Annotated in this window: 10 protein-coding genes; 6 read left to right on the top strand and 4 right to left on the bottom strand. The window is 70.4% G+C overall.

From position 1 onward, the window contains the following. The first annotated feature begins 93 nt into the window (after window positions 1-93). Window positions 94-483: a PaaI family thioesterase gene (locus tag AC5Y4Z_RS04705; protein WP_499961825.1), complete on the top strand. Its 390-nt coding sequence runs from the start codon at window positions 94-96 to the stop codon at window positions 481-483. A 3-nt stretch (window positions 484-486) separates the two neighbouring features. Here AC5Y4Z_RS04705 and AC5Y4Z_RS04700 read toward each other — a convergent pair whose 3' ends face one another. Then, window positions 487-978, bottom strand: coding sequence for a beta-class carbonic anhydrase (locus AC5Y4Z_RS04700; protein WP_499961162.1), 492 nt, complete (start codon window positions 976-978; stop codon window positions 487-489). Between the two features lie 139 nt (window positions 979-1,117). On the opposite strand from AC5Y4Z_RS04700, the gene AC5Y4Z_RS04695 reads away from it, so the two are divergent. From AC5Y4Z_RS04695 to AC5Y4Z_RS04680, 4 genes are read left to right on the top strand one after another with little or no spacing between them, the layout of a single operon-like run. Further along, a complete protein-coding gene (locus tag AC5Y4Z_RS04695) occupies window positions 1,118-2,095 on the top strand; it encodes an ABC transporter permease (RefSeq protein WP_499961161.1) in 978 nt (325 codons plus the stop codon). Further along, window positions 2,092-3,000 (top strand): ABC transporter permease, encoded by a 909-nt coding sequence (locus AC5Y4Z_RS04690; protein WP_499961160.1) that lies wholly within the window; start codon window positions 2,092-2,094, stop codon window positions 2,998-3,000. Before AC5Y4Z_RS04695 ends, AC5Y4Z_RS04690 begins: the two co-directional genes overlap by 4 nt. Next, window positions 2,997-4,817, top strand: coding sequence for a dipeptide ABC transporter ATP-binding protein (locus tag AC5Y4Z_RS04685; protein WP_499961159.1), 1,821 nt, complete (start codon window positions 2,997-2,999; stop codon window positions 4,815-4,817). Before AC5Y4Z_RS04690 ends, AC5Y4Z_RS04685 begins: the two co-directional genes overlap by 4 nt. Next, entirely contained in the window at window positions 4,810-6,546 is a 1,737-nt protein-coding gene (locus AC5Y4Z_RS04680) for an ABC transporter family substrate-binding protein (protein ID WP_499961158.1), read from the top strand. The genes AC5Y4Z_RS04685 and AC5Y4Z_RS04680 overlap by 8 nt, the downstream gene beginning before the upstream one ends. On the opposite strand, the gene AC5Y4Z_RS04675 is transcribed toward AC5Y4Z_RS04680, so the two are convergent. The 3 genes from AC5Y4Z_RS04675 to AC5Y4Z_RS04665 are packed head-to-tail and all read right to left on the bottom strand — an operon-like array spanning window position 6,533 to window position 11,525. After that, window positions 6,533-7,768, bottom strand: coding sequence for an alpha/beta hydrolase (locus AC5Y4Z_RS04675; RefSeq protein WP_499961157.1), 1,236 nt, complete (start codon window positions 7,766-7,768; stop codon window positions 6,533-6,535). The two genes, AC5Y4Z_RS04680 and AC5Y4Z_RS04675, sit on opposite strands and share 14 nt — an antisense overlap. 38 nt (window positions 7,769-7,806) lie before the next feature. Beyond that, window positions 7,807-10,383, bottom strand: coding sequence for an AAA family ATPase (locus AC5Y4Z_RS04670; protein WP_499961156.1), 2,577 nt, complete (start codon window positions 10,381-10,383; stop codon window positions 7,807-7,809). Then, window positions 10,380-11,525 carry a metallophosphoesterase family protein gene (locus tag AC5Y4Z_RS04665; protein WP_499961155.1) on the bottom strand — a complete coding sequence of 382 codons (1,146 nt, stop codon included), beginning with the start codon at window positions 11,523-11,525 and terminating at the stop codon, window positions 10,380-10,382. The genes AC5Y4Z_RS04670 and AC5Y4Z_RS04665 overlap by 4 nt, the downstream gene beginning before the upstream one ends. 239 nt (window positions 11,526-11,764) lie before the next feature. Here AC5Y4Z_RS04665 and AC5Y4Z_RS04660 point away from each other — a divergent pair, with 239 nt between their 5' ends. Further along, window positions 11,765-13,123, top strand: a complete 1,359-nt coding sequence (locus tag AC5Y4Z_RS04660; RefSeq protein WP_499961154.1) for an HNH endonuclease signature motif containing protein — start codon at window positions 11,765-11,767, stop codon at window positions 13,121-13,123. The last annotated feature ends 15 nt before the right edge of the window (window positions 13,124-13,138 follow it).

Genomic DNA, 13,138 nt, shown 5'->3' with positions numbered 1-13,138 from the left:
GGCCCTTTCGCTCCAGGGGGTGTCAGATTACGCGGCGGGCGGGCGATACGAAAACATGGACGCATGACATCCGAAACCCCGAGCGGCCGCGACGTGATCGCGCAATTCCTCCCCCAGTCCCCCTTCGTCGCGAAGCTGGGCATCGTCGCCGAGCAGCTCGGCGACGACGAGGTCCGGCTGCGGCTGCCGTGGGACCCCTCCAACGTCACCCTTGGCGACATGGTGCACGGCGGCGCCATCGCCACGCTCGCCGACCTGACCGTCATGGCCGCGGCGTGGTGCGGCGCCGACGCGCCCCCGCAGCTGCGCGGCGTGACGGTGTCGATGGCGCTGGACTTCATGGCGCCGGCGCGGGCGACCGACGTCATCGGGGTGGGCCGGGTACTGCGGCGGGGCAAGTCGCTGGTCAACTGCGAGGCCGAGATCGTCGACCCGCAGGGCACACTGGTCGCCAAGGCGATCGCGACGTACAAGGTGGGCTGACGGTTAGAGGGTGACTTCGTCGAGCTTGCCGGTGGCGACGTCGAAGACGAAGCCGCGCGCCGAGGAGTGCAGGGTCACGAACGGGCTTTGGTCGATGCGGCGCAGCGACTGCCGGACGTCCTCGGCGACGTCGGGGAACGCCTTCGCGGCCCACGCGGGCTTGACGCCGGTCTCGTCCTGGATGGCGCGCTTGAAGTCGTCGTCGGTGAACGTGAGCATCCCGCAATCGGTGTGGTGGATCAGGATGATCTCGCGGGTGCCCAGCAGCCGCTGGCTGATGGCCAGCGAGCGGATGACGTCGTCGGTGACGACCCCGCCCGCGTTGCGGATGACGTGCGCCTCCCCCTCGTTGAGGCCGAGCAGGCGGTAGACGTCCAGCCGGGCGTCCATGCACGCCACCACGGCGACGTGCTTGCCCGGCGGCATCGGCAGCGGGCCCGTGAACGCGCCCGCGTATTCGGCGTTGTTGGCCAGGTAGTCGTCGGTAACGGTCACGCAAGCCTCCTCGGGGGTGTCGCGCTGGATCTTAGTTGCCGGCCAGCCCCAATTCACCCATGAAAATCAGCCGGATCACAAGGACTTTAGGCCGGGCTGGTTAACCTGTCCCAATGCGGCACGGGCGGCTCGGTCGGGCATGATTCGCTTCCTGGCGCGCCGGTTGCTCAATTACGTCGTGCTGCTGGCGCTGGTGTCGTTTTTGGCCTACTGCCTGACGTCGCTGACCTTCTCGCCGCTGGACAACCTGCTGCAGCGCAATCCGCGCCCGCCGCAGGCCATCATCGACGCCAAGGCCCACGCGCTCGGGTTGGACCAATGGATCCCGGTCCGCTACGCGCACTGGGCCTCGCACGCGGTGCGCGGCGACTTCGGCACGACCATCACCGGCCAGCCCGTCGCCGAGACGCTGTGGCGCCGCGTCGGAGTCAGCCTGCGGCTGCTGGTGATCGGCTCGGTGGTGGGCACGGTGCTGGGTATCGCGGCCGGGGCGTGGGGCGCGATCCGCCAGTACCGGCTCAGCGACCGCGTGGTCACCATGCTGGCGCTGCTGGTGCTCAGCGGCCCGACGTTCGTCATCGCCAACCTGCTGATTCTCGGTGCGCTGCGGGTCAATTGGGCCTTCGGCGTCCAGCTGTTCGACTACACCGGCGAGACGTCGCCCGGCGTGACCGGCGGGTGGTGGCCGCACCTCGTCGACCGGTTGCGGCATCTGATCCTGCCGTCGCTGACGCTGGCGCTGGCCGCCGCGGCCGGATACAGCCGCTATCAGCGCAACGCCATGCTCGACGTGCTGGGCCAGGACTTCATTCGCACCGCCCGCGCCAAGGGGCTCACCCGCCGCCGCGCGCTGCTCAAGCACGGGCTGCGCACCGCTCTGATTCCGCTCGCGACGCTGTTCGCCTACGGGGTGGCCGGGCTGGTCACGGGCGCGGTGTTCGTCGAGAAGATCTTCGGCTGGCACGGCATGGGCGAATGGCTGCTGGTGGGCATCACGACCCAGGACACCAACATCATCGCGGCGATCACGCTGTTCTCCGGCACCGTGGTGCTGCTGGCCGGCCTGCTGTCCGACGTGTTCTACGCGGCGCTCGATCCGAGGGTGCGGGTCTCATGACGGCCTCGGAAGTGTCTGCGGCGCAGGGGGTTTCCGGATCGGAGGTCACGGAGTTCGCCTCGCGCCGCACCCTGGTGCTGCGCCGGCTGGCCCGCAACCGGCTGGCGGTGGCAGCGCTGGCGGTGCTGGTGCTGCTGTTCGTCGGCTGCTACGCGCTGCCGTCGCTGCTGCCCTACTCCTACGACGACCTGGACTTCAACGCGCTGCTGCAACCGCCCAACACCCGCCACTGGCTGGGCACCAACGCGCTGGGCCAGGACCTGCTCGCCCAGATCCTGCGCGGCATGCAGAAGTCGATGCTGATCGGTGTGTGCGTGGCGGTCATCTCCACCGGCATCGCGGCCACCGTCGGGTCGATCGCCGGATATTTCGGCGGCTGGCGGGACCGGGTGCTGATGTGGGTGGTCGACCTGCTGCTGGTGGTGCCCGCCTTCATCATCATCACGATCGTCACGCCGCGGACGAAGAAGTCGTCGGGCATCCTGCTGCTGGTGCTGCTGCTGGCCGGGTTCGGCTGGATGATCAGCTCGCGCATGGTCCGCGGCATGACCATGAGCCTGCGTGAGCGCGAATTCATCCGCGCCGCACGGTATATGGGGGTCTCCAGCCGCCGGATCATCGTCGGCCACGTGGTGCCCAACGTGGCGTCCATCCTGATCATCGACGCCACGCTCAACGTCGCCGCGGCCATCCTGGCCGAAACCGGCCTGAGTTTCCTGGGTTTCGGCGTCCAGCCGCCCGACGTGTCGCTGGGCACCCTGATCGCCAACGGCACCCAGTCCGCGACCACCTTCCCGTGGGTGTTCCTGTTCCCGGCCGGCGTGTTGGTGCTGATCCTGTTGTGCGCCAACCTGGCCGGCGACGGGCTGCGCGACGCGCTCGACCCGGGCAGCGCGACCCGATGAGCCCGCTGCTTCAGGTGACCGACCTCGCCGTTACGTTCCCCACCGGCGGGCCGCCGGTGACCGCGGTACGCGGCATCAGCTACCACGTCGAGCCCGGCGAAGTCGTGGCCATGGTCGGCGAATCGGGGTCCGGCAAGTCCGTGTCGGCGATGGCGGTGATGGGCCTGCTGCCGCAGCACGCCCAGGTACGCGGGTCGGTCCGGCTGCACGACACCGAGCTGCTCGGGCTGTCCGACGACGCGATGTCGCGGTTCCGCGGCAAGGCGGTCGGCATGGTGTTCCAGGATCCGATGTCGGCGCTGACGCCGGTCTACACCGTCGGCGACCAGATCGCCGAGGCCATCGAGGTGCATCAGCCGCGAGTGGGCCGGGCGGCCGCGCGCCGCCGGGCCGTCGAACTGCTTGAACTCGTGGGCATTTCGCAACCTGAGCGACGCGCCCGGGCCTTTCCGCACGAGCTGTCCGGCGGCGAACGGCAACGGGTCGTCATCGCGATCGCGATCGCCAACGACCCCGACCTGCTGATCTGCGACGAACCGACCACCGCCCTGGACGTCACCGTGCAGGCCCAGATCCTCGAGGTACTCAAGACCGCCCGCGACGTCACCGGCGCCGGCGTGCTCATCATCACCCACGACCTCGGCGTCGTCGCCGAGTTCGCCGACCGCGCGCTGGTGATGTACGCCGGCCGGGTCGTCGAGTTCGCGGGCGTGGCCGACCTGTACCGCGCCCGCCGAATGCCTTACACCGTAGGGTTGTTGGGGTCGGTCCCGCGACTGGACGCCGCGCAGGGCACCCGGCTGGTGCCCATCCCCGGGGCGCCGCCGTCGCTGGCCGCACTGGAGCCGGGGTGCCCGTTCGCGCCGCGCTGCCCGCTGGTGATCGACGAATGCCGCGCCGCGGAGCCCGAACTCATCGAGGTCGGCGCGGAGCATCGGGCGGCGTGCATCCGCACCGACGCGGTCGGCGACCGCAGCGCCGCGGACATCTACCGGGTCGACACCGCCGCCCGCGGCGCTTCGGCCGCCGACTCGAGCGTGGTGGTGCGGGTACGCGATCTGGTCAAGACCTACCGGCTGACCAGGGGCGCGGTGCTGCGCCGCGCCGCCGGCGAGGTCCGCGCCGTCGACGGCGTCAGCTTCGAGCTGCGGGCGGGCCGCACGTTGGGCATCGTCGGTGAGTCCGGGTCGGGCAAGTCGACCACGCTGCACGAGATTCTGGAACTGGTTGCGCCGCAGTCCGGCTCGATCGAGGTGCTGGGCAGCGACGTCGCGGGTTTGAGCCGCAAGGACCGACGCGCGCTGCGCCGCGACATCCAGGTCGTGTTCCAGGACCCGGTGGCGTCGCTGGACCCGCGGCTGCCGGTCTTCGAGCTGCTCGCCGAACCGTTGCGGGCCAACGGATTCGACAAGGGCGACACCCACGCGCGGGTCGCCGAGCTGCTGGACGTGGTGGGGTTGCGCCGCGGGGATGCGGCCCGCTACCCCGCCGAGTTTTCCGGCGGGCAGAAACAGCGCATCGGCATCGCGCGGGCGCTGGCGCTGCAGCCCAAGATCCTGGCCCTCGACGAGCCGGTATCGGCCCTCGACGTCTCCATCCAGGCGGGGATCATCAACCTGCTGCTCGACCTGCAGGAGCGCTTCGGATTGTCGTATCTGTTTGTGTCCCATGATCTTTCGGTGGTCAAGCACCTCGCCCACGAGGTGGCGGTGATGTATGCCGGCGCCATCGTCGAGCAGGGCGACAGCGAGCAGCTTTTCGGCAACCCGCAGCACGAGTACACGCGGCGGCTGCTGAGCGCGGTGCCGCATGTCTAGGGGCTTTAGGCGCGCCGAGACTGCGCTCAGCGCGCGGTTTGGGGACTTTTGCACGCTCTGGACGCAGTCTCGGCGGCGAGTGGGCGTGGTGCTGGCCGCCGTGGTGCTCGCCGGGTGCTCGCCGGCCATCGACCTGGCGCCGCCGGCCGGCAACAACGCGAAGATCGGCAGCACCAGCGACCTCAACCCGCGCGACCCCGCCACGCTGCAGGACGGCGGCACCCTGCGGCTTTCGCTCAGCGAATTTCCGCCGAACTTCAACATCCTGAACGTCGACGGCAATTCGGCCGAGATCGCCTCGCTGATGAAGGCGACCCTGCCGCGGGCGTTCGCCATCGGCCCCGACGGCTCGACGACCGTCGACACCAATTACTTCACCAGCGTCGAGCTCACCGGCACCAACCCGCAGGTCGTCACCTACACCATCAACCCCAAGGCGGTGTGGTCGGACGGCACGCCCATCACGTGGCGCGACATCGCCAGCCAGATCCACGCGCTGAGCGGCGCCGACAAGGAGTTCGCGATCGCCGGCCCCGGCGGCGCCGACCGGGTCGCCTCCGTGACCCGCGGCGTCGACGACCGCCAGGCCGTCATGACCTTCGCCAAGCCGTACGCCGAGTGGCGCGGCATGTTCGCCGGCAACGGGATGCTGCTGCCGGCCAGCGCGACCGCCACGCCCGAGGCCTTCAACAAGGGCCAGCTCGACGCCCCGGGCCCGTCGGCGGGCCCCTTCGTCGTGTCCTCGCTCGACCGGACCGCGCAGCGAATCACGTTGACCCGCAACCCGAAATGGTGGGGCCCGCGGCCGCGCCTGGACAGCATCACCTACCTGGTGCTCGACACCTCGGCGCGGCTGCCGGCACTGCAGAACAACACGATCGACGCGGCCGGGATCGGCTCGGTGGACGACCTGACCATCGCGCAGCGGACCAAGGGCATCTCGATCCGGCGCGCCCCCGCCCCGAGCTGGTCGCACTTCACGTTCAACGGCGCCCACGGGGCGATCCTCGAAGACAAAGCGTTGCGGGTCGCCGTCGCCAAAGGCATCGACCGGCAGACCATCGCCAGGGTCGTCCAGTACGGCCTCACCAGCAACCCGGTGGCGCTGGGCAACCACATCTACGTCGCCGGGCAGGAGGGCTATCAGGACAACGGCGACGTCGTGCCCTACGACCCCGCCGCGGCGCGCCGCGAGCTCGACGCCCTGGGCTGGAAGCTCAACGGGCAGTTCCGGGAGCGCGACGGCCACCGGCTGGTCATCCGCGACTTGTTCTACGACGCGCCGGGCAGCCGGGTGTTCGCACAGATCGCCCAGCACAGCCTCGCCCAGATCGGCGTCAAGCTCGACCTCGTCTCGCGGTCCGGCAGCGGGTTCTTCACCAACTACATCAACGTCGGAGACTTCGACATCGCCCAGTTCGGTTGGCAGGGCGACGCGTTCCCGCTCTCCGGCCTGACCCAGATCTACCAGTCCGACGGGGCGAGCAACTTCGGCAAGATCGGCAGCCCGGAGATCGACGCCGCGATCGAGCGGACGCTGGAAGAACTGGACCCCGCCAAGGCGCGGGCGCTGGCCAACGAGCTCGACAAGCTCATCTGGGCCGAGGGATTCAGCCTGCCGCTGACCCAGGCCGCCGGCGTCGCCGCGGTGCGCAGCACGCTGGCCAACTTCGGCGCGCCCGGCCTGGCCGACCTGAACTACACCGCGGTCGGATTCATTCGGAGCTGAGCCGGCGGGTTGCCGACAGGGTCGGGACGGCAGCCTCGGCGATGGCCGCCACCTCGATCGCCTTCCACAGCAACCGAATTGAGGGTCGCGGCGGAAGCGTGTCCAGCGCGGGCGCCCGCGCGGCCAGCCCGTCGAGGTCGCCGCGGCATACCGCGTCGGCGATGTACAGGGCGGCGGGCTCGCGAAAGTCCAGCGCGCTGTGCGCCATGGTGGGCAGCTTCATCAGCACCGCGCCGGGGACCAGCGACGCCACCCGCTGGGCGACCGCCGGTGGGGTGATGAGGTCGCGGCCACCCGAAATCACCACGGTGGGCCAACCAAAGTTCGGCATCTCGGCCGGCAGATCGTAGGGTTCGTCCTCGAAACTCACCCGCTGGGTGCGGGTTTCGCGTTCCGCCACGGCGGGATCGAGCGGCAGCCCGTCGGGGTGGGCGGCGTAGTCGAGCTCGCGGAACGCGATGCGGCTCACCAGGTCTTCCTCGTAGCGGTACGGCAGGTTGCTCAGGGTCGCGAAACGGGATAACGCCCACCACAACGCCTTTCGGCCGTCGAGCAGCAGGTCGAGTTGCCGGTCGAGCAGCGTGGCGCCGCCGTAGCCGTAGATCGTCGCGACGACCTGGGTCGCCGACGCGGTCATCACCCCGGCGTCGACGAGTTTGCGGACTTTTGGTGCCAGGGGCGCGGTTTCGGGGCTGTCGCCACGCAGCAACAGGCGGCGGATCGCGCGGCGCACGATCACGATGTCGTGCCGCGACAGCAGCGGCGAATCGAGGACCATCGCGTGCACCCGGTCGGGGTGGCGCACGCCGACCCCGGCGGCGATGTACGTGCCGTACGACGCTCCGTAGATGACGGCCGAGTCCACGCGGGCGTCGTCGAGCACCGCGGCCACGTCGTCGACGACCTGGCTCACGGTCAGGGCGCGCGGCGGCAGGTCGTCGCCGGCGTCGTCGTGGCGCGACATGCCCACGCCACGATGCTCGATCATGATGACGTCGAGGCCCGCGGCCGCGGCCCGGCGGCGCAGCCCCTTGTACATCTGCACCGACGCCACACCCGGGCCGCCCGGAATGATCACCAGCGGGTGCGCGGACTTGCGGCCGCCGCGCACGTAGTAGAGGTCGAAGTCGTCGCCGCTGCCCTGCGAGACCGGCCTGCGCACCGCACGAACGCCCGGCAGCGCCGCCAGCTTCTCCTGCATCCGGCGCCGCTTGGAGTTCATGGTCTATAGCACTTGCCCCGGCCGTCGAGCGCTAAACGCTAAACGGCGAGGTCGATGCGGTGCGCGCCCGTGACGCCGTCGTAGCGGTCGGGGCTGCACGTCAGCACGATCACCTGCCCGCGCGCGCCGACCGTGTCGAACACCTGCCCCATCTTGGCCAGCCGGTCGGGATCGGTGAAGCCCAGCGCGTCGTCGACCACCACCGGAACGGTGTCCTCCTTGGCGACCAGCGCGGCGCCGGCCAGGCGCGCCAGGATGCCGAGTTGCTCCTTGGCCCCTCCGGACAGCGATTCGTAGGGCACCGTGACGCCGTCGAGCGTGCGGCTGCGGATGCACAGGTCGCTGTCGATGTCGACCTCGAAACTGGGCCCGAACACCGGGCGGCCGAGCCGCTGCAGCTCCCCGCGGTAGGGCTCGACGTAGCGCTGCCGGGTGGTGTCGCGGTGGCGCGTCATCACCGAGCGCAGCAACTGCGCGGCGCGGGCCCGGCCGCCGATCTGGGCGTGCTGGCTCGCGGCGTGCTCGCGTTCGGTCTCGGCGGCGTCCAGCTTGCCCTGGCGGCCCTCGCTGCCGAAAACCGAGAGTTCGATGTCGATTTCGCGCAGCGCCTGTGCGGTTTGTTCGTAGGTGTCGTGCAGCTCGTCGGCTTCGGTCGTGGCGGCCGTCAATTCGGCGTCCACGGCGTCGGGTTGCGCTTCGGCCAGCGCGGCGGTGAGCTCGGCGACCCTTTGTTGCGTTTCTTCCGCGGCGCGGTCGCCGGCCTCGGCCGCCGACGCCAGGTCCTCGTCGCTGACCGACGCCCGCTCCTGGGCCAGCCGCCCGGTGGCCGCGTCCAGCTCGGCGCGCTGGGCGTCGCGATTGTTGTGGGCGACCGTTGCGCGCGTTGCCGCTTCGGCGCGGGTGGCCTCGGCGGTGGCCGCCGCGCTGCGGCGGGCGTCGCAGTCCGCTTGGGCCTGGTCTCGGGCGGCCTCCGCGGCCTGCAGCTCGGCGCGGGCGGCGGCCGCGTCGACGGCGCACTCGGGTGCATCGGCGCGCAACTGCGCGAATCGCGCGCGCAGTTGGTCCTCCTGCTCGTCGCCGCACAGGCCGGCCAGGGTAGCGCTCAATTGGTCGTAACTGGCTTGCAGATGGCGGCGCCGCTGGCCGGCGAGCCGTGCGGCGGCGAGGTCGGCCACCTCACCGGCCTTGAGCGCCGCCGCCAGTTCTTGTTGTGCGGCAACGTGTTTGGCCTGAACATCGAGTGCCGTCGCGCCGGGAACGACACGGGCGTTCACGACACCGACAACCTCGACCTCGGTGGTACCGGTCACGGTGGTCGCCCAGCTTTGACCGCAACGCAACGATATCCGTTGGTCACCGACAGTAACCTCGATGTCTGCGGCGGCGGTCAACTCCACCCCCGCCGAGATCGCCGCCAATTGATCACCGGTGCGGTCCACTGCGGCCGCGGCGCTTTCGATTCGCTGCAGCAGCTCCTCGGTGACGAGGATGGCGGACAGCTCCGCGCGGATCCGGTCGCGGTCGCGCTGGATGGTGTCGATCTTGGCCAGCGCCAGGAAATCGACGGTGCGCCTGGCGGTTTCGGCGCGGCGCTGCGCGCCGGCCAGGAGCTGGGTGGCTTGCTCGGCGGCGGCGTTCGCGGTCTCGGCGTCGGTTGCGGCTATTGCCTGCGCGTCGGCGGCCCGTTGCGCGTCGGCGTCGGCGGCGGCGACGGCCGCGGTGCGGGTTGCGATCTCGGCAAGCAGCCGCGCCCGCCCTTGGTGGGCGGCGCCGGCGGCGGCGCTGGTGGCGGCCGCGGCGTCGGCGCGCAGCTTGGCCTCGCGGGCGTGGCCGGCGAGCTCGGCGATCCGCTCGGCGGCCTGCCGCGCGGCGGTCAGCCTTGGCGCGGCCGCGGCGCGCCGCTGGGACAGCTCGGCCACCCGCTCGGTCAGCTCGGCGTGGCGACGCACCCGGTCGTCGACCTCGGCCACCGCCGCCGCGCATTCCGCGACCGCGGCCTCGGCGTCGTCCAGTCGCTTGATCGCGCCGGCCCATTCGCCGGTGGGACGCCCGGTCGGGGTGAAGTATTGGCCATACTCGGCGTCGATGCGCTCGATCAGCAGCGGTTCGGTGCCGGACGGCGCGGCATCGGCGCCTGCGGCCACGTCGAGCGCGCGGGACAGCGCGTCGCACCCGGACAGGTCCACCGCGGCCGTCGACGTCGCCTGCAGCACCCGCTGGGCGTGCCACAGGTCGTTGTCGACCGCCTCGGCGAGCATCGCACGGACCCGTTCGTGGGCTTCGTCGCCCGTCAGCTGTTCGCGCCGCGGCGACAGCACCGTCAGCTCCGTCTCGCACTTCTTGTGGAACCGCTTGCGGTAGACGAAATGGTAAGGGCCGCAGCTAATTTCGGCGGTGACCTCGGAACCGACATCGCTGTTGGTCGGCTTGACCTGCTTGACCTCCTTCTTGGTGGAGCGGTCGCGGGATTCCAGCAGCAGGTCGAGCGCCTCGATCATCGACGACTTGCCGATCTCGTTGGCGCCGCACACCACCACCACGCCGTGGTCGGGGAACTCGACCTCGCGGTGCGCGATGCCGCGGTAGTTGGTGAGGATCAGCCGGTGCAGCTTCACGCGGCGCCCCGATCGGCCAGGCGCAGCAACAAGGCCAGCGCGGCCTGGGCATCGGCGGCCGCGGGGTCGTCGTCGTCGCGGGCGGTGGCCACCAGCTCGTCGACGGCCGCGGCGGCGAACCCGCCGATGCCCAGGTCGCTGAACTCACCGTCGGCGGGGACGACCGCCAGGTCGGTGTGGCGTTCCCACGTGCCCAGGTGGGCGAACAGCCGGGCGTAGCGGTCCAGGCACGCGTCCAGCGCGGCGCGGTCGGTGACCGTCAGCGAGCCGGTGAGCGCCAGCCGCACCACGGTCCGGTCCTTGTCGGTCATCAGGTCGAGGTTCATGTCGAGATCGGTGATGTCGCGGCCGTTGTCGACCTGGCGGTGCAGGGTGACGAACCGCCAGCGCCCGACGTCGCGGGATGCCACGGTGACCTCTTGTTCGATGTCGTCTATGTCGACGACCAGGACGTGGCCGGGGTCGGATTCGACGTCGTCGAAGTTGGTGACTTCCGGCGAGCCCGAATACCAGACGCGACCGCCGTCGCCGACCCGCGTCAGCGAATGCTTGTCCCCCAGCGCGACGTAATGGATCACGCCGCGGGCCAGGGCGTCGTCAAGCTTTGCGAGCCGGATCAGCGAGGGTTTGTCGCGGTCGGGGTCCAGGACGTCGACGCCGCCGTGGGCGAGCAAAATCCGGGTGACAGGCTGCGGGGTCAGGCCGTCGAGGACGTCGGCGACCAGGTCGGTGGTCGGGGCCTTGGACCGCCAGGGCGCGGCGACGATTTCGAGGCCCGGCCTGATTTCGTGGATGCCGGCGCGGTCGAGCACGGTGACGTTGTCCGGGCATTCGGCCTTGAACAGCGCGCTGGTATAGACCGACGACGCGTCGAGCGGATCGTGGTTGCCCGGCAGCAGGTAGACGGGAATCCCGATGGCGCGCATGGCTTCCAGGGACTGGCCGATCACCTGCGGGGCGAGCTGGTTGTGCTCGAAGACGTCGCCGGCCACCACGACGAACTCGGCGCCCACCTCCCTGGCCAACGCGCCCAGGCCGGCCACCGCGTCGCGGCGCGCGGCCGAATACCGCGGCTGGGCGTCGCCGGCGAGGAAGTGCCGCGTCATGCCCAGCTGCCAGTCGGCGGTGTGCAGGAATCGCATCCCGGCGACCCCCTTTCTTGGTCGTGCCGAAGTCTAGGACTGGTGGCCGACAAGTCCGGGGAAGCGCACCGGCATGCCCTCGGGTTGGTGCGTCGCGGGTCGGCCGATTCGATGGAACCGGGGGGCGGGTTTGTGCGTCTAACGGCGGGTCTTCGGTTCGCGAAATTTCTTGTGTCACTGTGGTTTCAGGCGTCACATTTCGGGGTTTCTTGTCGGTGGTGGTTCGTAGTGTCGGCGGTATGGGTTGCAGCAGTCGTGAGGAGATCGTCGAAGCCTTCGACGCGCTCGACGCTGGCCTGGACCTGGTGGGCGCGTTGTCGTTTGACGTATTGACGACTCCGGAGCGGTTGCGTGTGTTGGAGCGCCTGGAGCGCGCCGCGCGGCGGCTGCGCGCCCCGCAGCACACGCTGATCAATCAGCTCGACGCCCAGGCCGGCCCCGCGGAGCTGGGCGGCAGCCTGGTCACGGCGCTGGCCGACGGGTTGCGCATTACCAAGGCCGAGGCCTCTCGGCGCCTCGCCGAGGCCGAGGATCTCGGCGAGCGGCGCGCGTTGACCGGCCAGCCGTTGGCGCCGCGGCTTGCCGCGACCGCGGCCGCCCACCGCGACGGGCTGATCGGCGATGGGCATGTGAAGGTGATCCGCAGTTTCTTCGCCCATCTGCCCGACGAGGTGGACCCGGCGCTGCGCGAGGCCGCCGAGAAGGATTTAGCCGGCAAAGCCACCCAGTACCGCCCCGACGAGGTCGCCCAATACGCCCAGCGGATCATGGACTGGATCCACCCCGACGGCGAATACAGCGACCGCGAGCGCGCCCGCCGCCGCGGCATCGTCTTCGGCAAGCAGGAATTCGACGGCATGCCACGCATCAGCGGGCTGGTCACCCCGGAGCTGCGCGCCGCGATCGAGGCGCTGTTGGCCAAGCTGGCCGCCCCCGGCGCCTGCAACCCCGAGGACGAAAAGCCGGTGGTCGATGATCCTCCGGATGAGGCCGCGGTGCGCCGCGATACCCGTTCGACAGCCCAGCGCAACCACGACGCCTTCGTGGCCGCGCTGCGCGCCCTGCTCGCCTCGGGAAAGCTGGGCTCGCATTATGGGCTACCGGTGGGGATCGTGGCCATCGCCTCGCTGCGCGAGCTCGAGGCCGCCGCGGGCAAGGCCCTGACCGCCGGCGGCAGCCTGCTGCCGATGGCCGACGTGATCCGCATGGCCTCCCACGCCCGTCACTACCTGGCCATCTTCCACGACGGCAAACCGCTGGCGCTGTATCACACCCAACGCCTAGCCTCTCCGGCGCAGCGAATCATGCTCTACGCCCGCGATCGCGGCTGCACCAAACCCGGCTGCACCGCCCCGGCCTATCACAGCCAGGTCCACCACATCAAAGGCTGGCAAGCCAGCCGGCGCACCCACATCGACGAACTCACCCTAGCCTGCGGCCCCGACAACCGCCTCGCCGAACAAGGCTGGACCACCCGCATCAACGCCCACGGCGAAACCGAATGGATCCCACCCGCACACCTCGACCACGGCCAGCCAAGAACCAACGCCTACCACCACCCCGAACGATTCACCGACAACGACGACGACGTGCCGTAGTGCTTTGGCGTCGCG

It is taken from the genome of Mycobacterium sp. NGS63, from assembly GCF_059812295.1.
Note: the sequence above shows the minus strand (reverse complement) of the source record. Positions and strands in the feature narration are given on the sequence as shown.